Here is an 18,591-nt window from a genome sequence, read left to right on the forward strand (position 1 = left end):
TCAGGCCTCCGCCGATTCGGGGTACTCGTATTCGAACACCCGCACCACTTCCGAAGCATGCCAGGAGGCCGCCGCTACACCGTCAGACGGCCCGGAAAAACGCCCGAGACGCTCGACGCACTCAAAAAAGCCGGTGCGTGGCAGGCGACTGGCGCCCTGGCTGATGACCAGCGAACTGCGCAGCGGTTGTTCCGCGCGCGCGTCCATGGCCGCCAGGTGTTCGAGCGCGGCGGTCAGGGTCTGCATGGCGGGGCTGGGTAACTGCAGGCGCTCAAGGAGCGCACGATAAGTAAGAAGATGACGCTGTCGACGGGCCTGATCCAGTTCACCCAACAGCCCATCCCAATGCTGACGACTGATCCTTACACTCACGGCTGCTCCCTCCACCCCGGCACCGTCAGTTCCCAGGCCAGGCTGCGGCGAATCGCGGCGTCGGGTAGACGCTCGCCGCTTTCAATCAGGGCCAGGTAAGACGGGCTGATGCCTACTTTGCGGGCCAGCGCCTCGATGGCGATGCCCTTCCCTTCGCGCAAACTGCGTAGTTGATCCAGGCCAGGAAGAACCTGGCCTGGTGCGGCCGCGTGGATGACGGAGTCCGGGCGCGGCGATGGGTCGGTGATCCCTGCTGCTGTCAATAAAGCCTGATACTGAGCCCATGGCACAACCGCATATTCGGGCTCGCCATCGCGTGCAATTATCTGAATATCCATTACTACCCCGTAGGACAACGACACTTAGCGAGTCGGACTTTTCCCTTGAAGTGTAATCCTAACAGTCGCCAAGGTCGCGGGGAGCATCATTGTATGGATCCGTTGCGCAGGATTCAGTCTTTCTTCGGGGCCTCGAGCTGCAATTGCTCCGGGGTATCGGGCAAACGTTCAACCACGGCGAGCTTCTCCGGCAATTGGCGATTACGCCAGGCGCGGAAGGCATTGAGTTCATCGTCCAGGGTTTTCATCACCCAGGCCAGCACGGCAATGTCGTCGATCATGCCGAAAACCGGAATGAAGTCGGGAATCGCATCCAGTGGACTGAGGAAATACATCAGGCCGGCCACGATTGAAATCATCGACTTGGGGCTGATCGCCCGATATTCACCACGCCAGTAGGCCAGGCACAAGGCCTGGAGCAGGCGCAGATCGTCCTTGAGCTTGCCGAGGCGGTTGCCCTGGCTTGCGCCTTTGCTCGCCACGGCGAACAACAGGGTAGGCAGGCGACCACGGCTGAGCAGCCTTCCGGCGAGGGGCAGGAAGCGGGAAAAATTCCACGGCGCTTTCATCTTCACTCCCACTGAAATGTTATCCACACAAATTGTGGATAACCTTGTGAACAGAGCTATTTTTCACGGCTGAAAGCCCCGTTTCATAAGGGCTGAGCTCAGATCGGGCGTTTTTTACTCACATAAAAAAACCCATTATTTCATTGACTTGGCAGCCTTGTGCGGCTACCCACTGCTTACCTCTTGATCAGACTGCGCCTTGCAGCGTCCGTTCGCATTTTTTACCAGCATCAAGCGCCAGATGCGACAACGCCCCGTCAAGCGGGGCGTTGTTTCAAACTCAGACGCGTATTACTTGGCGGCGTCTTGCTTGGCTGGATCTTTGATACCCAGCAGTTCCAGCTCGAATACCAGCACCGAGTTGGCTGGAATCGCCGGACTCGGGCTTTGCGCGCCGTAAGCCAGGTCGCTAGGGATGTACAGCTTGTACTTCTCGCCAACGTGCATCAGTTGCAGGCCTTCGACCCAACCCGGAATCACGCCGCTTACCGGCAGATCGATCGGGCTGCCACGCTCGACGGAGCTGTCGAACACGGTGCCGTTGGTCAGGGTGCCGGTGTAGTGAACAGTCACTACGTCAGTCGGCTTGGGCTGAGCGCCGTCGGCCTTCTTCAGCACTTCATACTGCAGACCGGAAGCGGTGGTGGTCACACCCGACTTCTTGCCGTTCTCTTCGAGGAATTTCTTGCCGGCTGCCGCCGACTCTTCGCTGACCTTGGCCATGCGCTCTTCTGCACGTTTTTGCAGGGCAGCGAAGGCTTCGACCAACTCGTCATCTTTCAGCTTCTGTTCTTTCTTGCCGACGGCATCTTCGATGCCCTGGGCTACCGCTTTGGAATCCAGATCATCCATGCCTTCCTGGGCAAGGCTTTTGCCCATGTTCAGGCCAATACCGTAGGAAGCTTTTTGCGCCGGGGTTTTCAGCTCTACGCTGGTCTGCGAGTCACAACCCGCAAGTACCAGGCTAACCAGGGCCACCGCCGCCGCCAACCGATGCTGTTTCATGCTATTTCCTTGTTCATGCGCCAAAAGGGCAATCAAATAAAGCCGCGAGCTTATCAGGCGCCCACAACCAATGGCTACCGGCATGAGAGCAACAAACCCTGGATTAGTTCACGTCTTAAAGCGCATTTAATCAGCCTGCACAGACCAAGCCGGCACCCGCCGCCAAAGCCCGCGGGCGGCCTGATTACGTGATAATGGCGACTTGCCCAGCCTGGTGCCCTAGTGCATAAGGAAACAAAACTCGACAAGGATGTTTAACTTGCGCCTTTTCTACCGTGTATTGACCCTGATCGCACTGCTGCTAGGAATTATCCTGGCCGTCGTCCTCTACTACGTCGCCAACCCCAGATTGCCGGCCTATCAGCCGCCGCAACAGGTGCACTACCTGGAACAGTGGAGTGCTGCCGATCGCCAGACCTACTACTTCACCCCCCAGGGCACCCAGGTCAAAGGCCTGCGTTATGAGTGGTTCGGCGCCCTGGAGTTGCCGTTTTCCGAGCAGCGCTTCGCGGCGCCCGAGTACCTGGCGCGCTTCGGCTTCCTGGTGGACCCGGCGCAGAAAGCCACGCCGAACAACCCGGGCAATCTGCCGGTGGGCTTTGCCCGCCACCAGAACCCGGGCAACCCTGCGCAGTACTTGGACATCACCTGCGCCGCCTGCCACACCGGCGAGTTGCGTTTCAATAACCAGGCACTGCGCATCGACGGCGGTTCGGCCCAGCATGTGCTGCCCTCCAGCGTGCCGACCCTGCGCGGCGGCAGTTTTGGCCAGGCGCTGGTGGCCAGCCTGGCGGCCACCTATTACAACCCGTGGAAATTCGAGCGCTTCGCGCGCAACGTGCTGGGCGATGATTACGAGGCCCAGCACCAACAGTTGCGCAAAGACTTCAAGTTGTCGCTGAACAACTTCCTGCGCGTGGCCTGGAACGATACCCACCGGGGCCTCTATCCGACCGAAGAGGGACCGGGACGCACCGATGCCTTCGGCCGTATCGCCAATGCCAGCTTCGGCGATGCGATCACTCCCGATAACTACCGCGTAGCCAACGCCCCGGTGGATTACCCGCAACTGTGGGACATCTGGACCTTCGACTGGGTGCAGTGGAACGGCTCGGCCCAGCAGCCCATGGCGCGCAACATAGGCGAAGCCCTGGGGGTGGGCGCCACCCTGAATTTCTTCGACGCCAACGGCCAGCCGCTGCAGAACGAAGCACGCTACCCCTCAAGCGTCCGTGTGCGGGACCTGAACCTGATCGAAGAAACCCTGCAACGCCTCAAGCCACCGGTGTGGCCGCAGGAGCTGTTCGGCGCCATCGACCTGGCGCTGGCGGCCAAGGGTCGCGCGCTGTTTAGCGAGAACTGCGCCGGCTGCCACGTGCCCCCCGTGACCCAGGTCAACGGCCGCCCGGTCCAGCAATTGAGGATGCTGCCGGTCGCAGTGATCGGCACCGACCCCAACAGCGCCAACAACATCGCCGACCAGCGCTACGACCTCAGCGCCCTGAAGTGGGACGCCGCGCAACTGGCCGCGTCCAATGTGCAACTGCACCCGACGCCCACCGAGCCGCTGGACATGAGCCAGCTGTCGGTAGCCAAGGGCCTGGCCTACGTCACCGCCTTTGTCGAGGAGCGCGCCTACCGCGATGCCAAGGTCACCCCCGAAGAGCGGCCCCAGCTCGACGGTTTCGGCCTGCCGATCGGCGTGCGCGAACTGCGTGCCTACAAGGCCCGGCCGCTGGCGGGGGTGTGGGCCACGCCGCCGTTCCTGCATAACGGTTCGGTGCCAAGTATCTATCAGTTGCTGTCGCCTCAGGATGAGCGCGCCACCACCTTCTATAGAGGCACCTTCGACTACGACCCGCGCCACCTGGGCTATCGCACCGAGACGTTCGCCAATGGCTTTGTGTTCGACACCAAAATCAGCGGCAACCACAACAGCGGCCACGAGTTTCGCGCCGGGGCACGGGGCAACGGGGTCATCGGTCGCCTGCTGCAACCCGAGGAACGCTGGGCCCTGCTCGAATACCTGAAGGTCCTGGGCGGGCCGCTGGAACCACAACTGCCATGATGATCGACTTCGTTAAAAGGATTGCCCCATGCTGATAACCCTCTGGCTACGCGTTGGTGCCCTGCTGGGCAAGACCCTGCTCTGGCTGCTGGGCCTGGGGCTGCTCGGCTGGGCCCTGTCCAGCGCCTGGTTCGCCTGGCACCACAGCGGCGCGGTCTCGGCCCAGGAGCAGATTCCGCCGGGCGAGGCGGCCATGACCCAGGGCATCATCCAGACCGCCGTGCGCATCGTCGACCAGCACCGCGAAGGCACGCGCTACCTGCGCGATGCCCACGCCAAGGCCCACGGCTGCGTCAAGGCCGAGGTCCAGGTGCTGGAGCAACTGGCCCCCGAGTTGCGCCAAGGGGTCTTCGCCGAACCGGGCAAGACCTGGCAAGCGAGCATCCGCCTGTCCAACGGCAATGCCTACCCACAGTTCGACAGCATCCGCGATGCACGGGGCATGGCGATCAAGCTGCTGGACGTGGCGGGCCCGCAATTGCTCAAGGACCAGCCGCTGCGCACCGAGCAGGATTTTGTGATGTTCAACCATCCCAACTTCTTCGTCAGCGATGTGGCGGAATACGCGCAGAACGTCGCGGCCCAGGCCGACGGCAAGAAGGTCCTGGCGTTCTTCCCCGGCTGGGATCCGCGCAGTTGGCAGGTGCGTCATCTGTTTATCGCCCTGTCCACCCTGTCACCGGCGCCCGCCAGCCCGACCCAGACCACCTACTTCTCGGTATCGCCGTACAAGTTCGGCAGCGCCAACGCCAAATTCCGGGTCGCGCCGGATCCGGCGAGTTGCCCGAGCTACGAGCTGCCGGCGCAGAATCAGGACCTGCCCAACTTCCTGCGCAGCGCCCTGACCCAGCAACTGTCCACCGACCGGGTGGCGGCCTGCTTCGTGTTGCAGATCCAGCGCCAGGACCCAAGCAAGTACATGCCGCTGGAAGACACCAGCATCGAATGGCGCGAAAGCGATGCCCCGTTCGAGACCGTAGCCCGGGTCAGGATTGCGCCCCAGGATTTCGATACCCCGGCGCAGAACCTGGCCTGCGACAACCAGTCCTTCAACCCCTGGTTCGGCCTGGAAGAGCATCGCCCGATTGGCGGCATCAACCGCCTGCGCAAGGCGGTGTATGAAGCCGTCAGCGACTACCGCCACAGCCGCAACGCCGAGCAGTGATCAGTGCCGCGCAGCCCTCAGGGTTTACCCAGGACCTTGCTGAAAGTCTGCGCCGAGGGTTGCAGCCAGCGCGCCTGAACCAGCAGCGGGATGACGGCGGCATCCGGTTCAACCCGACCGTCCACCTGCACGCGCTGGCGTTGCAGGTCGGCCTCGACCTTGAAACCGTGTTCGCCAGGCAGCTGCAAGTCTGCCAACAGTTGCAGCCCATCCCGGCATTGCAGCTCGATGCGGGTGCTGCCCAAGTTGAGCTGCCACGGGCTCAGCAGCGCGAGCTCGCTGCCCAGTAATTCACCTTCAGCGCTGTGGCAGCGGCGCCCGCCGCCATTGACCTGGAGCCGCCCCTGCCAGTGCCCGTCCAGCACCCATGCCGTCGCTGGCATCGCGCTGGCCGCGCGCGGTGCCAACTGCGCCTGCCAGTTCCAGGGCCAGCCGCGGATCGAGCCCTCCCAGAACCGTTGTTGAAACCCCAGGCTCAACCGCACCTCCCGCGTCCAGGGCCGGACCTCCCACTGCAGCGGCCCCAGGCTTGCGAAGCGGGCCGCCCGGCCATGCCACACACTGCCCGAGACCCCGTCGGGCTGCCATTGCGCGGGCCAAGGCACCTGGCGGGCGACAAAGGCTGCCGGCAGTTCCAGCAACAGGGTCACGACAAACACCAGAGCGCCCCAGGCGATGCGGCGGTTCATGGCCCCTCAGCCCCGGCGGCCAGCTCCAGGCTGAAGGCGTAGCCTTGCGCGCCACGCACCAGGCTCCACTGCATCGGGCGCCCGCCCTGCTCCTGCACCGTGCGCAACAATTGCTGCAAGGCCTGGGGGCCAGGCAGTTCACCCTGCAACTGCCAGCGTTCGTCCTGGTGCTCGACATGGGTCAGGACCCACTGCCGCGAGGCGGCCAGGGCCTGCCAGTGTTCATTGGAAAACACCGGGCGCGGCGCCAGGGTGCGAGCCTGCTGGGCCAAAGCCTGCCACTGGCGCGCCTCTTGCCAGGCCGCCAGCAGGGGCCGGGTCAAGAGCACCAGCAGCAACAGCAGCACCAGGGCCCAGCCGACCAGCACGCCATAACGCCGGGCCGGGGCCAATTGCTTGAAGTTGTCCAGATACGCACGCATCCATACCCTCATGGCTGTTCCCCCAGATCAAAGCTCAACTGCAGATCAGCGCCAGGGCCCTGGGGCTCGGCACGCCATTGGGCCCCGGCCGCCTGGGCCATTGCCTGCCACTCAGCCGGCTCGGGCCGCACCCCGCTGCCACTGAGGCCCACGCGCCAGAGCCGGCCGTCAAAATGATTGCTCGATACCGACCAGCCCGGCGTTTGTTGCAGCCAGGTCGAGAGTGCCTGCTCCAGGGTGACGACCTGCTGCTGACGCACCCGCCAGTCGGTGTCCTGGTTCTGCAACCGCGTGAGCGCGCCCCGTGCCTGGAGCGGGCTGCCGGACGGCCCGGCCACGGCCTTGACCTGAGCCTTCCAGTCAGCGAGCTGCTGCCAGGTCTGCAGCAGATAAACCGTGCCCCAGCAGGCCGCCAGCAACGCGCAAGCAAGCAGCAAGCGGCGCTGCAACCCGGTCAGCCGCGCAGAGCGACGCCCGCGGCCAGGCAGCGGACGAGCGTCTTCCAGCACCCCGGGCAATTGTTCCAACGCCGCCAGGCGCGAGGGCCAGGTGCCTGCTAGCTGCTCCACGGGCAGCTCGCGCCAAGCCTGGGGCAAGGTCGCGCCCAGCACTTTTGGCCAGACCAGCCACTGCCCGGGCTGCGCCTGGCCACCGCGCTTGAGGCACAGCAACTGCTCGCGCTGCCAACACACGCCATGCCCGGGTTCGGGCTGCGGCACCAATTGCAGCTCGGCCCAGCCCTGGCTGATCTGCACCCCCAGCGCCGCGCATTCGGCCAGCCACTGCTGCACCTGCTGGCGCTGCATCACCAGCAGTTCGAGGTGCCCGCAATCCCGGGACAGACAACTGACCAGCAACTGCTCGGCAGGCTGTTGCCCATAGTCTTCGAACAATTGCGGCCACTCATGGCGCTTGAGCCCCGGGGGCGCCGGCAGGCAGAAGTGGCTGCAATCGAGCGCCGGAATGATCAAGGCCGCGGGCAGCTCCAGATAGGCGGCCGGCGGCGGCCAGTCACCGCTGGATCGAGGCTGCTGCGCGGCGTAGTGCAGCCATTGCCAGCCAGCGTCGGCGCTGGTCGGCGGGCGCACCAGCAGCCACTGTCGCGGCTTGGCCCGCAGACGCTCAAACATGCGGCGGCTCATGGCTGGGTGTCGGGCAAGGCGAAAGTACAGACATAGGGGGCTCCCTGGTGCTCGAATTCGATCCGCACGCCACGGTTGGGCTGGGCGGCGACGGTGGAAGGAAAGGCCAGCCAGCGCGTGCCCTGGTAAAAACTGAAGGTGGCCCGGTCGATGTTTTCCAGCGATTCACGCAGCTCCCAGCGCGGTATGCCGGCCGCATACAGGTCGGCCGAGGTCAGGAGGTTCAGGCGCCGTTGCCGGGGGTCGAACACCAGGCGCTGGCGCTGCACCCGCGATGTGGCGTCAGCCGCTGGCCAGGCGCCCAGTGCCACCCACTGCAAATGGCCGAGCCCGGGCTGCCAATCCAGCCAGGTCAGCCCCAGTGGCAGGCGTTGTTCATACAGCTGGCGCAGCACCAGGGCATCGAAACGCCGCTCCAGGGCTAGGCAGAACTCCAGCACCCGGGGCTCGCTGCCGGGTTCTTCAAGGCGCTCGCGGACCTTGATCCAGCCATTGACCAGGGCCGCCAGCAGCACCCCGAGCACCGCAGTCAATGCCATCGCCACCAGCAACTCGATCAGGGTCAAGCCGCGCTGCGCCGCCCTCATGGGCGCACCAGAAACAGGCTGAACCGGCCCAGGGGCTGGCGCTGCTCGGGGTCGGCGAACAGCATCAGCTCCCCGCGCCGCAGGCGGTTGACCCCGGTGTTGCCCAGCGCCAATTGCCAGTGGCAGGTGCTATGGCCCTGGCGCAGCTCGCCCCTCACCGCGTTGATCTGCGGCCAGTAGCGTTCCACGCCAAAGCGCGCCTCCAGCTCCCGGGCGCACAAACTGCCGACACGGTGTTGCGCCACCGCCTGGTGGGTGGCAATGCGCTGGCGCAACAGCTGGCTGACCATCACCGCCATCAGGGCGGCGATCCCCAGGGCGACTGTGACTTCGAGCAAGGTAAAACCTCGTTGGCGCTTCATGGCTGGATCGCAATCTCCAGGGTGTTGTCGGCGCGCCATTGCCAGCGCTGGCTGCCCTCGGGCCAGCGCCAGGTCAAGGCCACGGGGCGGGCCAGCCCGGAGGGGGTGAAAATCACCTGCGGCTCGGCGCTGCGAGGCCAGTCGGGCTGCAACTGCGCCGGCCAGGGCGTGGAACGCTCGCCCTCGACGCGCCAGGCTCCCCGGCCCTGCGCCACCTGCCAACGCACGAACTCCGGCTGCCGGCCGTTCCAGCGCAAGCCCAGCAGCTGTCCACCATGCCGGGCCTGGGCGGCTTGGGTCCGAGCGTCATTGGCCAATTGCGCCAGGGCCTGGCGCATCGGGGCCTGGCCGGCATCCAGCGAAGCCACGCCCAAGGCGCTGAACAACCCGACGATCAGCAAGACCACCAGCATTTCCAGGAGCGAGAAACCGTCGCAGCGCGGCATGCCTAGAGATCCCAGCTACCAATGTCGGCGTCGGTGCCTTCGCCCCCTTCCTGGCCGTCGGCTCCCAGGGAGAACACATCCACCCGACCATGCTGGCCCGGGGTGCGGTAGCGGTAGGCGTTGCCCCACGGGTCCTGGGGCAGGCGCCGGATATAGCCATCGGCGCGCCAGCTGCGGGGCAACGGCTCCACGCTCGGCTTGCTGGTCAGGGCCAGCAGCCCCTGCTCGGAACTGGGGAAGCGCAGGTTGTCCAGGCGGTACATGTCCAGCGCCTGCTCGAGGGTCGCCAGGTCCGCCAGGACCTTCTGGCGCATGGCTTTGTCCTGGCTGCCCAGGACGCTGGGGGCGACCACTGCGATCAGCAGGCCAATGATAAAAATCACCACCATGATTTCCATCAGGGTGAAACCGCGCTCGCGGCGCTTGAACACACGATTGCCAGGCATGGCATGGATCTCCTTTTTCAGAAAGTAAGGCCTTGGTTGAGCTGCATGATCGGCAGCAACACCGCCAGCACGATGAACAGCACCACCGCCCCCATCAGCAGAATCATCAGCGGTTCGAACAACGCCAGCAGCAGGTCGACCTGCCGCGCAAAACCGCGCTCCTGGTTGTCGGCAACCCGTTCGAGCATGTCGGGCAAGGTGCCGCTGGCCTCGCCGCTGGCCACCATGTTCAGCAGCATTGGCGGGAAATACCCGCTGGCGCTCAGCGCCCGGTACAGGGTCACGCCGCCTTCGACCTGCTCGCGCACGGCTTCCAGGGCCTGGTGAATCTGCCGGTTACCCACGGTGGCGGTCGCCACTTCCAGGGATTCGAGCAACGGCACACCGCTGCCCAGCAAAATCGCCAGGCTGCGCGAGACCCGGGCGCTTTCCAGCACCGACAACAGCGCCCCGACCCGTGGCAGGCGCAATGCCAGGCGGTCGCGGCGCAAGCGCCACGACGCCTGGCGCAACAACCATCGGCCGCCCAGCCCCAGCACCAGAGCCAGGGCCAACAACCAGGGGCCGAGCAGCACCAGGCCTTCGCTGGCGCCGATCAGCACGCGGGTAATCAGCGGCAGGCTCTGCCCGGTATGGCTGAACTGCTCGGTGAGCTTGGGCACGACAAAGGTCATGAGGCCGATCACCACCGCCAGCGACACCAGGATCAGCACCGCCGGGTACACCAGGGCGGTACGGGCCTTGTGCCGCTGCTTCTCCACCTGCTCCAGGTGCTCGGCCAGCCGCTCCAGCACCGGGGCCAATTTGCCGGAGCGCTCCCCGGCCTCGACCAGCGCGCAATACAGGGTGTTGAACTGCCCGCCCTGGCGACGCAGGCTCTGGGCCAGGCTCAAGCCTTCGCCCAGGGCACCGCGCACCGCCACCAGCAGGTTGCGAATCGCCGGCTCCGCAAGCTGGCGCTCCAGGGTCGCCAGGGCATCCACCAGGGGAATGCCGGCACTGAGCAAGGTCGCCAACTGCCGCGTCAGCTCGCACAGTTGCCCATGGTTCAAGCGTTGCCCGCGCGGGCTCGACAGGCTGCCGCGCTGCACTTGCAAGTCGCGGGCGAACAACCCCTGCTCGCGCAGCAACTGCCGGGCATGGCGCTCGCTTTCTGCCTGGATGCTGGCTTTGCGGCGGCGCCCGAGCAGGTCCAGGGCCTGGTAGCGATACGTCGGCATCAGTCACGCACCGCGCGCAGTACTTGCTCGAGGCTGGTCTGGCCCAGGCGCAGGCATTCGGTGGCCATGGCCGTGAGGCTCTGGCGCTTGTCTGCCAGGTAGTCGTGCATGGCCATTTCGCTGGCGCCGTCGTACAGCAGGCTGATCAGCCCGGCATCCAGGGTGATGAATTCGTAGAGCCCGATGCGTCCGTTGTAGCCACTGCCCTGGCAGTCTTCGCAACCCTGGGGGTGAAAGCTCTGCTCCAGCTGCGCCAGTTCTGGCCACAGCTGGCGCTCGGCAGCCTGCAACGGCACGGGGGTGGCGCAATGGCACAAGCGCCGCACCAGGCGCTGGGCCATGACGCCCTTGAGGCTGGAGGCAATCAGGAAGGGTTCGATGCCCATGTCGCGCAAGCGGGTCACGGCGCCCACCGCGCTGTTGGTGTGCAGGGTCGACAGCACCAGGTGCCCGGTGAGGCTGGCTTGCACCGCGATCTGCGCGGTCTCCTGGTCGCGGATTTCACCGAGCATGATCACGTCCGGGTCCTGGCGCAGAATCGCCCGCAGGCCACTGGCGAAGGTCATGCCGGCCCGGGGGTTGATCGCGGTCTGGCCGATGCCGGTGATCGCATATTCCACCGGGTCTTCGACGGTGAGGATGTTGCACGAACCGTCGTTCAGCGCATTGAGGCTGGCATAGAGGGTGGTGGTCTTGCCCGAGCCGGTGGGCCCGGTGCTGAGCAGAATACCGTTGGGCCGCGACAGGCAGGCACGCAGCGCACGCTCGACCTCGGCCGGCATGCCCAGGTTGTTCAGGTCCAGCAGGTTGGCCTGCTTGTCGAGCACCCGCATCACCACCCGTTCGCCATGGATGCCGGGCAAGGTCGAGACCCGGATATCCACCTCGCGACCGCCCGAGCGCAGGGTGATGCGCCCGTCCTGGGGCTGGCGCTTTTCGGCGATATCCAGGCGCGCCATGACCTTGATCCGCGACACCAGCATCGCCGACAGGGCCCGGGGCGGCCGCAGGATCTCGCGCAAATGGCCATCGACCCGCAGCCGCACCACCAGGCTCTGCTCGAAGGTTTCGATATGGATATCCGACGCCCGCAAACGCAGGCCCTCGGCGAACAGCCCGTTGATCAGGCGGATCACCGGCGCTTCGTTGTCGCTTTCGAGCAGGTCCTCGATCCGCGGCAACTCGCTGATCAGGCTGTCGAGGTCAACCTGTTCGCCAATCCCTTCGATCAAGGCCGCGGTGGCCGACTCCCCGGCCTGGTACAGGCTGCCCAGGCGCAATTCGTACTGGGCCGGGTCCAGGTGTTCGACCGCCAACGGCAGGCCATGGACCCGCAACACTTCCTGCAAGGCATCGGTGTCGACATCCTCGCGTAGCAAAAGGCTCCAGCCGTCCTGGCCCGGCACCCGCGCCAGGCCGGCCTGGCGTGCCAGCCGATAGGGCAACAGGCTGCTTACCATGTGCCGGCATCCAGGCGTTCGCGGCTGGCGGGGAACAACTGCAGCAAGGCATTGCTCTGCGAAAGCGCCGGCAAGGCCAGGGACGTGTTGACCTTGAGGTTGCGGTATTTTTCGCTGCTGAGTTGGGCCAGGGTCTCACCGTCACGCATGATGCGCGGGCGGATAAACACCATCAGGTTCTGCTTAGTGCGCTGGCTGGACGTGGAACGGAACAGCCGGCCCAAGCCCGGGATATCGCCCAGCCAGGGCACGCGCTGGTCGCCGGACTTGGCCTCGTCGCCGATCAGCCCGCCAAGCACCACCAGGCCGTTGTCCTCGACCATGACCTTGGTCTTGATCTCGCGCTTGTTGGTGATGACATCGCTGGCGCCGGCACTGTCGGCAATCGAAGACACTTCCTGGACGATGTCCAGGCGCACGGTGTTGTCGATATTGATCTGCGGTTTGATCCGCAGCTTGATCCCCACTTCCTTGCGCTCGATGGTCTGGTAGGGGTTGGTGTTGTTTTGCGTGACCGAACCGGTGACAAAGGGCACTTCCTGACCGACCAGGATCGACGCCTCGGCGTTGTCCAGGGTCAGCAGGGTCGGGGTCGACAGCAGGTTGAAGCCGCTTTCGCTTTTCAGCGCATTGAGCAGGGCCAGGAAGTTCAGCCCGCCACCGCTGAGGTTGCCGACCCCGGCCGTCACCCCCGGGACATTGGCCAGGAGCTTGCCCAGGCCGGCGGTGTCGTTGCTGGAGGCGGCGGCCGCCAGGCTGGTGATGCTGGCGCCGCTGCCGGTGAAGTTGACCGCGCCGCCACCGAAGGAGTCGCCCATAAACAGCCACTGCACCCCCAGCTCCTGGGCGCGGGTGTCGGAGACTTCGGCAATGATTGCTTCGACCACCACCTGGGCGCGGCGGATATCCAGCTGTTCGACGATGGTGCGGTAGGCAGCGATTTCACTGTCCGGGCCCACCATCACCACGGCGTTGGTGCCCTCCTCCGACTCCATGCGGATCCCCGAGGTGCTGACCGCCACCTGCTTCTGCTCGCCTTCGGCCGGTGGCGCGCCGGCCGCCGTGTCCTGGGTCAGGCCGCGCAGCACCTTGACCACCTCGGCCGCATTGGCGTGGCGCAGGTACATCACCACGGTGTTGGAACTGCGCAGCGCACTCTGGGGTTGATCCAGCTGCTTGAGCAGGGCCCGCACCCGCTGCCGGCTGTCGGCACTGCCGCGTACCAGCAAGGCGTTGCTGCGTGGGTCGGCAATCACTTGCGCGCTGTCGGCGCCCTGTTCCCGGGCCAGCAGGCGGGTCATCAACTGCGCGGTGTCGTTGGCGCTGGCGTTGACCAGGGGCAACACCTCCAGGGGTTCCTGACTGACCTGGTCGAGCTGCAACAGCAGGCTGTCGATGCGGTCCAGGTTGCTGCGCCAGTCGGTGATCACCAACAGGTTGGCCGAGGGATAGGGGGTAATCACCCCGACCCGGGGGTCGATCAGCGGCTTGAGGATGTTCAGCATCTGCTCGCTGGCGGCGTTGCGCACGCTGAACACCCGGGTCGCCATGCCGTCATTGACCTGCGGGTCCTGCCGCGAGGACTCCACCGGCACCGGCTCCAGGCGCGCCGCCTGGTCGGGCACGATCTTCACGCTGCCATTGGGCAGGTCGACCGCGGCAAAGCCCTGGGCCCGCAGTTGGGCGAGAAAGATGTCGTAGATCTCTTCGCTGCCGAGCATCTCGATGCTGCGCACCGTGACCTTGCCCTTGACCCGGGGGTCGATGATGAAGGTGGTGCTGGTGATGCGCGACACGCTGTCGATAAAGTCGGTCAGCTCGGTGTCGATGAAGTTGACCTCATACAAGGCCTCCTCTTCTTCGGCGCCGGCCGGAATAAAACTCAAGCTCAGGCACAAGGCCGTCAGGCCCAGGCATTTATTGATCATGTGCATAGTCGGTTCATTCCTGGCGCGTGAGGCCGATCACCGGCCGCCGGGGCGGCCACGGCAGGCGTTCGTGCTGCCCTTGATTGTCGAAAATCAGCCCGCGCTCATCGATGTCGTGCAAGACGATGCCCGGGGCCAGGCGCTGACCGAGGGTCAGCGTCCGTTCTTGTTGCTGGTAACGCAGCACCACCACCGTGGCGCGCAGCGGGCTGGCCTTGAGGCTGCCCAGGTAATCGACCTTGAGCGTGGTCAGCGGCAAGTCGCTGCCTGGCGCCTGGCGCGGTGCCCAATGCCGCTGGAGCAGGTCGGCCACCGGAGCCGGTTGCGGATACTGCGGCGGCGGTTGCGCGGCGCCGTGCCAGAGTTGCAGCACACAGCGCGCCGCCAGCCAGGCCAGCAGGGTCACCAGCACCAGGTTGAACAGGCCGCTGGCACGGCTCAACTGGCCAGGCTCCGGGGGTGCCATCCGGGGTGGCCCTGCACATAACGCACGTGCGGCAGTTGCAGCGGCGCCAGTTGCCAATCCGCCGGCCGCTCGCGCAACCAGCCTTCCAGGTGCTGCCACAGCGGTTGCCCGGCCTCGGCGTCAAAGCCCAGGCCGAAGGTCCGGCATTGGCCCTGCGGTTCGGCAAACTCGCTGACCCGCTTGCCGCTGGGGCTGTAAGTGACCTGCCAGGGCTGGCCAAGCCAGCGCGGCAGATCCTGGCTGTTATCCAGCAGCAACGGCTCGCCAAACAGTTGCTCGGCCGCGTTCTCCAGCACCTGGCGTACCTGTTGCGCCGGCACATCGACCACCGGCGCCGGGTAGCTGCCACTCAGGCTGATCAGGTGTTCACGGGTAATCATCTGGCCCCGCGCCAGGGGGCAGTCGTAGCGCAACCCCGGCAGCAGCACCGCGCTGTCGGGCTGGCTCGCCAATGCCTGGTGCAACAGGCGGTCCCAACTGCCGCCACGCACATCGCGGCGCCAGAGGTTTTCCGGGGCCCGGGCCAAGGGTTGATCGAGCCAGCCGGCGTGGGCCGCCCGCTGTTGTTGCAGGCTCTGGCGCAGGCGTTGGGCATGGGCTTGTCCGCCAGCGTCCAGGGCATTATTGAAGGCCGGGTAGAAGCGCGCCTCGAACCGCCACTGCCCGGCCTGGGCCTGGCAACGGATACGGAACGCGCCGCTGGCCCGGGCCCCGCCCAGCACCACCGGGACCCGCTTGCCTGAGCCTTGCAGGATCTCCACCGGTTGCGGCCACAGGTCCTGGCCCCGGGCACAGAGCACCAGATCGACCTGGCTCAGGCGCTCGGCCAGCCAGAAACCCGGACCGGTGCCGACGTCGGCCAGGGCCACCACCAGGTCGGCTTCGGCCCGGGCCTGAGTCAGCACCGGCTGCAGGCTGTGCAGCCATTGCTTCAGGGAAGCTTTCTGATCCCGGGCATAGGGGTCGGTGATCCCGACCACGGCGATGCGCACGCCGCCACGGCGGAACACACTCATGCCGGGGGTGGCCAGGCGTTGCGCGCTGTCGCTGGCCAGCCCGGCGCCCAGCACCGGATGGCCGAACTGTTGGTACAGCCCCTGGCATTGGTCCGGCCAGAGCACACGTTCATCGCTGCTGACTCGCACCTCGCTGCCAAGCAAGGCGCTGCCCTGGCCCCCGGAGACTCCGCGGGTCAGGTAGGCCAGGCCGCTGCCGTTCCAGCACTGGCCGTTTTCCAGGGTCAGGCTGTTGCCCTGGCCGGACTCCTCGCGCAAGCGTTGCAGCAGCGCGCCGAGTACCGCGTAGCCGCCGGTTTCCACGCCATCGCTCAAGGCCGCATCAAGCAGGCTATCGAGTGGGCTGCCGCCGGCTTGGGTTGAACGGGCATTGGCCCCGGTGATCCAGGGCGCCTGGCCGATACGGGTCGCCGGCCCCAGGCGAGTGGCGGGCACCACCGGGCGACCCGGCTGGCGGGCGTCGAGGGTATCGGCGACATACAACAGATCCACCGGCTGGCTGTCGCTCGGTCCCGTCGCCGCCCCCAGGCTGGAGCAGCCGGCGAGCCAGGGCGCACAGGCCCCGAGCGTCATCCATCCCAATACATCGCGCCGCACCATTGAAGCCATTGTTCTCTCACCCTGAGGCTAACTCTTCACAGGGGCGGCATAGTGGCGGGCAATTAATGACGGTTTAATGTCAGTTTTTTAACAGGGCTGAAATCTGCGGCCTTGTAACAAAAGGAAATAAAAGAAAGCGGCTTAAATCCGTTTTTAACAAAACCGCCAAAGAATCATCACACTCGGCTCTTACAGTCCCGGTTCCTTTCAAACCAACCGTGATCTACAAAAAGGACGTGATGAAATGAGTCGAGAGACTGGCGACAACCAGAATCGCAATCTGAGCCTCAACGAGCCGATGGAATCGGTACTCACTACCTACCTCAGCCGTCGCAGCGTGGTACGTGGCGGGCTCGGCGCCGCGATCGCGATGATTGCCGGCACCGGCCTGACCGGCTGCTTTGACAGCGACAGCGGCTCCGACAACGACAGCACGCCGCCACCGACCACCAAGCCAGCCCTGAAACTGGGCTTCAACTCGATCCCCGGCTCCCTGATCGACGCCTGCACCGTGGCCGCCGGCTACACCGCCCATGTCCTGGCGCCCTGGGGCACGCCGTTGAACAGCACCGCCGCCGCCTGGAAAAGCGACGGCAGCAACACCTCGACCGACCAGGCCAACTCGGTGGGCATGCACCACGACGGCATGCGGTTCTTCCCGATCAATGGCAGCTCCACCGACGGCCTGATCGCCATCAACCACGAATACATCGACCAGGCCGCCCTGCACCCGGCCGGTGCCACCCTGGTCGGCGGCATTCGCCCGGTCGAGGAAGTGCGCAAGGAAATCAACGCCCACGGCGCCGGCGTGATGCGCGTGACCAAGGTCAGCGGCCGCTGGCAGGTGATTGAAAACGACCCGCTGAACCGCCGCTTCACCACCGCCACGGTGATGGACCTGTCAGGCCCGATGAAAGGCACTGATCACGTCAAGACCAAGTTCTCGCCCACCGGCACCCAGACCCGCGGCACCAACAACAACTGCGGCAACGGTTACACGCCGTGGGGCACCTACCTCACCTGCGAGGAAAACTGGCCAGGGATTTTCATCAATAAAAGCGGCGCGCGGCCGGCGGACCAGGTGCGCATCGGCGTGGGCACCACCAACGGCAACTATCGCTGGGAAACCGCCGCTGGCGACCCGAGCGAAGTGGCCGAAGAGTTCAGCCGTTTCGACGTGACCCCCACTGGCGCCACGGCCACCGACGACTACCGCAACGAAGCCAGCACCTATGGCTATATCGTCGAGATCGACCCCTACAACTCCACCACCCGCGCGGTGAAACGCACCGCCCTCGGCCGCTTCCGCCATGAAGGCTGCTGGCCGGGCCTGACCACCGCCGGCAAACCGGTGGTGTTCTACAGCGGCGACGACTCGCAGAACGAGTACCTGTACAAGTTCGTCTCCACCGCCCTGTGGGACCCGGCCGACGCCACCCCCAGCGACCGCCTGGCCACCGGCAGCAAGTACATGGACAGCGGCAAACTGTACGTGGCGCGCTTCAATGCCGACGGCAGCGGCGACTGGCTGCTGCTCGACGTGGCCAGCGCCACCACCGACGGCAGCACCCTGGGGGCGAAATTCACCGACCTGCCGGGGATCATCCTCAACACCCGGGGCGCCGCCGACGCCGTGGGCGCCACGCCCATGGACCGCCCGGAATGGACCTCGGTCAACCCGCTCAATGGCGATGTCTATCTGACGCTCACCAACAACACCAGCCGCTCGGTGGCCAACGCCGCCAACCCGCGCGTCAACAACAAGCACGGGCACATCATTCGCTGGCACGACGCCGACAATCAGATCGCCTTCACCTGGGACATTTTTGTCTTCGGCGCCAACGCCGCCGGCACCCCGGACATCAACCGCTCCGGCCTGACCGTACTCAACCAGTTCGCCAGCCCGGACGGCATGAGCTTCGACAGCCGTGGGGTGATGTGGATCCAGACCGACAACGGCGAATCCACCCTCACCAGCTACACCAACGACCAGATGCTGGTGGTGATCCCCACCAACCTGGTCGATGCCCAGGGCAAACAGGTGCCAGTCAACGCCCAGAACCAGGTCGACCTGCGGCGCTTCTTCGTCGGGCCTAACGGCTGCGAAGTGACCGGCGTGACCTTCACCCCCGACAACAAAACCGTGTTCGTCAACATCCAGCACCCGGGCAACTGGCCGTCCACCGATGTGGCTACTGATGTCACGGTCGGCACCGTGCGCCCGCGCGCATCGACGGTGGTGATCCAGCGCAGCGATGGGGGTGAACTGGCGATCTGACAACCGCCCCGC

The 18,591-nt window shown here is 65.5% G+C and carries 19 protein-coding genes; 3 read left to right on the top strand and 16 right to left on the bottom strand.

Going from position 1 to position 18,591, the window contains the following annotated elements:
* From CF161_RS05395 to CF161_RS05410, 4 genes are all read right to left on the bottom strand, one after another.
* Complete coding sequence (locus tag CF161_RS05395) at positions 1-372, bottom strand: hypothetical protein (RefSeq protein WP_043228691.1); 372 nt, start codon at positions 370-372, stop codon at positions 1-3.
* On the bottom strand, positions 369-710 hold the full coding sequence (locus tag CF161_RS05400; protein ID WP_043228752.1) for a helix-turn-helix transcriptional regulator: 342 nt from the start codon (positions 708-710) through the stop codon (positions 369-371). The genes CF161_RS05395 and CF161_RS05400 overlap by 4 nt, the downstream gene beginning before the upstream one ends.
* A gap of 113 nt (positions 711-823) precedes the next feature.
* Positions 824-1,279 (bottom strand): YkvA family protein, encoded by a 456-nt coding sequence (locus tag CF161_RS05405; RefSeq protein ID WP_020295557.1) that lies wholly within the window; start codon positions 1,277-1,279, stop codon positions 824-826.
* 291 nt (positions 1,280-1,570) lie between these two features.
* Positions 1,571-2,284, bottom strand: coding sequence for an FKBP-type peptidyl-prolyl cis-trans isomerase (locus tag CF161_RS05410; protein ID WP_020295558.1), 714 nt, complete (start codon positions 2,282-2,284; stop codon positions 1,571-1,573).
* Positions 2,285-2,543: 259 nt separating this feature from the next.
* On the opposite strand from CF161_RS05410, the gene CF161_RS05415 reads away from it, so the two are divergent.
* Both CF161_RS05415 and CF161_RS05420 read left to right on the top strand, forming a co-directional pair.
* Positions 2,544-4,352 (top strand): di-heme-cytochrome C peroxidase, encoded by a 1,809-nt coding sequence (locus CF161_RS05415; RefSeq protein WP_043228754.1) that lies wholly within the window; start codon positions 2,544-2,546, stop codon positions 4,350-4,352.
* Positions 4,353-4,380: 28 nt separating this feature from the next.
* The gene (locus CF161_RS05420) at positions 4,381-5,517 is read left to right on the top strand and encodes a catalase family protein (protein WP_020295560.1); all 1,137 of its coding nucleotides are present in this window, start codon (positions 4,381-4,383) and stop codon (positions 5,515-5,517) included.
* Between the two features lie 17 nt (positions 5,518-5,534).
* On the opposite strand, the gene gspN is transcribed toward CF161_RS05420, so the two are convergent.
* Genes gspN through CF161_RS05480 form a run of 12 tightly spaced genes read right to left on the bottom strand, consistent with a single transcriptional unit; the run spans position 5,535 to position 16,310 of the window.
* A complete protein-coding gene (gene gspN, locus CF161_RS05425; protein WP_020295561.1) occupies positions 5,535-6,206 on the bottom strand; it encodes a type II secretion system protein N in 672 nt (223 codons plus the stop codon).
* Entirely contained in the window at positions 6,203-6,628 is a 426-nt protein-coding gene (gene gspM, locus CF161_RS05430; RefSeq protein ID WP_020295562.1) for a type II secretion system protein GspM, read from the bottom strand. The genes gspN and gspM overlap by 4 nt, the downstream gene beginning before the upstream one ends.
* Positions 6,629-6,636: 8 nt before the next feature.
* Positions 6,637-7,758 (bottom strand): GspL/Epsl periplasmic domain-containing protein, encoded by a 1,122-nt coding sequence (locus CF161_RS05435; protein ID WP_020295563.1) that lies wholly within the window; start codon positions 7,756-7,758, stop codon positions 6,637-6,639.
* Between the two features lie 8 nt (positions 7,759-7,766).
* Positions 7,767-8,357 carry a prepilin-type N-terminal cleavage/methylation domain-containing protein gene (locus tag CF161_RS05440; RefSeq protein WP_020295564.1) on the bottom strand — a complete coding sequence of 197 codons (591 nt, stop codon included), beginning with the start codon at positions 8,355-8,357 and terminating at the stop codon, positions 7,767-7,769.
* On the bottom strand, positions 8,354-8,719 hold the full coding sequence (locus CF161_RS05445; protein ID WP_020295565.1) for a type II secretion system protein: 366 nt from the start codon (positions 8,717-8,719) through the stop codon (positions 8,354-8,356). The genes CF161_RS05440 and CF161_RS05445 overlap by 4 nt, the downstream gene beginning before the upstream one ends.
* Positions 8,716-9,165, bottom strand: a complete 450-nt coding sequence (gene gspH, locus CF161_RS05450; protein ID WP_020295566.1) for a type II secretion system minor pseudopilin GspH — start codon at positions 9,163-9,165, stop codon at positions 8,716-8,718. Before gspH ends, CF161_RS05445 begins: the two co-directional genes overlap by 4 nt.
* A gap of 2 nt (positions 9,166-9,167) precedes the next feature.
* Positions 9,168-9,611: a type II secretion system major pseudopilin GspG gene (gspG, locus tag CF161_RS05455; RefSeq protein WP_020295567.1), complete on the bottom strand. Its 444-nt coding sequence runs from the start codon at positions 9,609-9,611 to the stop codon at positions 9,168-9,170.
* A 17-nt stretch (positions 9,612-9,628) separates the two neighbouring features.
* Complete coding sequence (gene gspF / locus CF161_RS05460) at positions 9,629-10,831, bottom strand: type II secretion system inner membrane protein GspF (RefSeq protein ID WP_020295568.1); 1,203 nt, start codon at positions 10,829-10,831, stop codon at positions 9,629-9,631.
* Positions 10,831-12,279, bottom strand: coding sequence for a GspE/PulE family protein (locus CF161_RS05465; RefSeq protein WP_084471662.1), 1,449 nt, complete (start codon positions 12,277-12,279; stop codon positions 10,831-10,833). The genes gspF and CF161_RS05465 overlap by 1 nt, the downstream gene beginning before the upstream one ends.
* Before the next feature lie 5 nt (positions 12,280-12,284).
* Positions 12,285-14,225, bottom strand: coding sequence for a type II secretion system secretin GspD (gspD, locus tag CF161_RS05470; protein ID WP_020295570.1), 1,941 nt, complete (start codon positions 14,223-14,225; stop codon positions 12,285-12,287).
* Between the two features lie 7 nt (positions 14,226-14,232).
* A complete protein-coding gene (locus CF161_RS05475; protein WP_020295571.1) occupies positions 14,233-14,661 on the bottom strand; it encodes a type II secretion protein C in 429 nt (142 codons plus the stop codon).
* On the bottom strand, positions 14,658-16,310 hold the full coding sequence (locus CF161_RS05480; protein WP_043228693.1) for a lipoprotein UxpA: 1,653 nt from the start codon (positions 16,308-16,310) through the stop codon (positions 14,658-14,660). Before CF161_RS05480 ends, CF161_RS05475 begins: the two co-directional genes overlap by 4 nt.
* Before the next feature lie 235 nt (positions 16,311-16,545).
* Between CF161_RS05480 and CF161_RS05485 the strand changes: the two genes are divergently transcribed.
* Positions 16,546-18,579, top strand: coding sequence for a PhoX family phosphatase (locus CF161_RS05485; RefSeq protein ID WP_020295573.1), 2,034 nt, complete (start codon positions 16,546-16,548; stop codon positions 18,577-18,579).
* The last annotated feature ends 12 nt before the right edge of the window (positions 18,580-18,591 follow it).

Origin of the sequence: Pseudomonas sp. CF161 (genome assembly GCF_000416215.1) — a bacterium.
Lineage (GTDB): Bacteria > Pseudomonadota > Gammaproteobacteria > Pseudomonadales > Pseudomonadaceae > Aquipseudomonas.

Coding starts and splice junctions, on each gene's coding strand:
- CF161_RS05400 (WP_043228752.1), bottom strand. CDS start 710: ATGGATATTCAGATAATTGCACGCGATGGCGAGCCCGAATATGCGGTT.
- CF161_RS05405 (WP_020295557.1), bottom strand. CDS start 1,279: ATGAAAGCGCCGTGGAATTTTTCCCGCTTCCTGCCCCTCGCCGGAAGG.
- CF161_RS05410 (WP_020295558.1), bottom strand. CDS start 2,284: ATGAAACAGCATCGGTTGGCGGCGGCGGTGGCCCTGGTTAGCCTGGTA.
- CF161_RS05420 (WP_020295560.1), top strand. CDS start 4,381: ATGCTGATAACCCTCTGGCTACGCGTTGGTGCCCTGCTGGGCAAGACC.
- gspN (WP_020295561.1), bottom strand. CDS start 6,206: ATGAACCGCCGCATCGCCTGGGGCGCTCTGGTGTTTGTCGTGACCCTG.
- gspM (WP_020295562.1), bottom strand. CDS start 6,628: ATGCGTGCGTATCTGGACAACTTCAAGCAATTGGCCCCGGCCCGGCGT.
- CF161_RS05435 (WP_020295563.1), bottom strand. CDS start 7,758: ATGTTTGAGCGTCTGCGGGCCAAGCCGCGACAGTGGCTGCTGGTGCGC.
- CF161_RS05440 (WP_020295564.1), bottom strand. CDS start 8,357: ATGAGGGCGGCGCAGCGCGGCTTGACCCTGATCGAGTTGCTGGTGGCG.
- CF161_RS05445 (WP_020295565.1), bottom strand. CDS start 8,719: ATGAAGCGCCAACGAGGTTTTACCTTGCTCGAAGTCACAGTCGCCCTG.
- gspH (WP_020295566.1), bottom strand. CDS start 9,165: ATGCCGCGCTGCGACGGTTTCTCGCTCCTGGAAATGCTGGTGGTCTTG.
- gspG (WP_020295567.1), bottom strand. CDS start 9,611: ATGCCTGGCAATCGTGTGTTCAAGCGCCGCGAGCGCGGTTTCACCCTG.
- gspF (WP_020295568.1), bottom strand. CDS start 10,831: ATGCCGACGTATCGCTACCAGGCCCTGGACCTGCTCGGGCGCCGCCGC.
- gspD (WP_020295570.1), bottom strand. CDS start 14,225: ATGCACATGATCAATAAATGCCTGGGCCTGACGGCCTTGTGCCTGAGC.
- CF161_RS05480 (WP_043228693.1), bottom strand. CDS start 16,310: ATGGCTTCAATGGTGCGGCGCGATGTATTGGGATGGATGACGCTCGGG.
- CF161_RS05485 (WP_020295573.1), top strand. CDS start 16,546: ATGAGTCGAGAGACTGGCGACAACCAGAATCGCAATCTGAGCCTCAAC.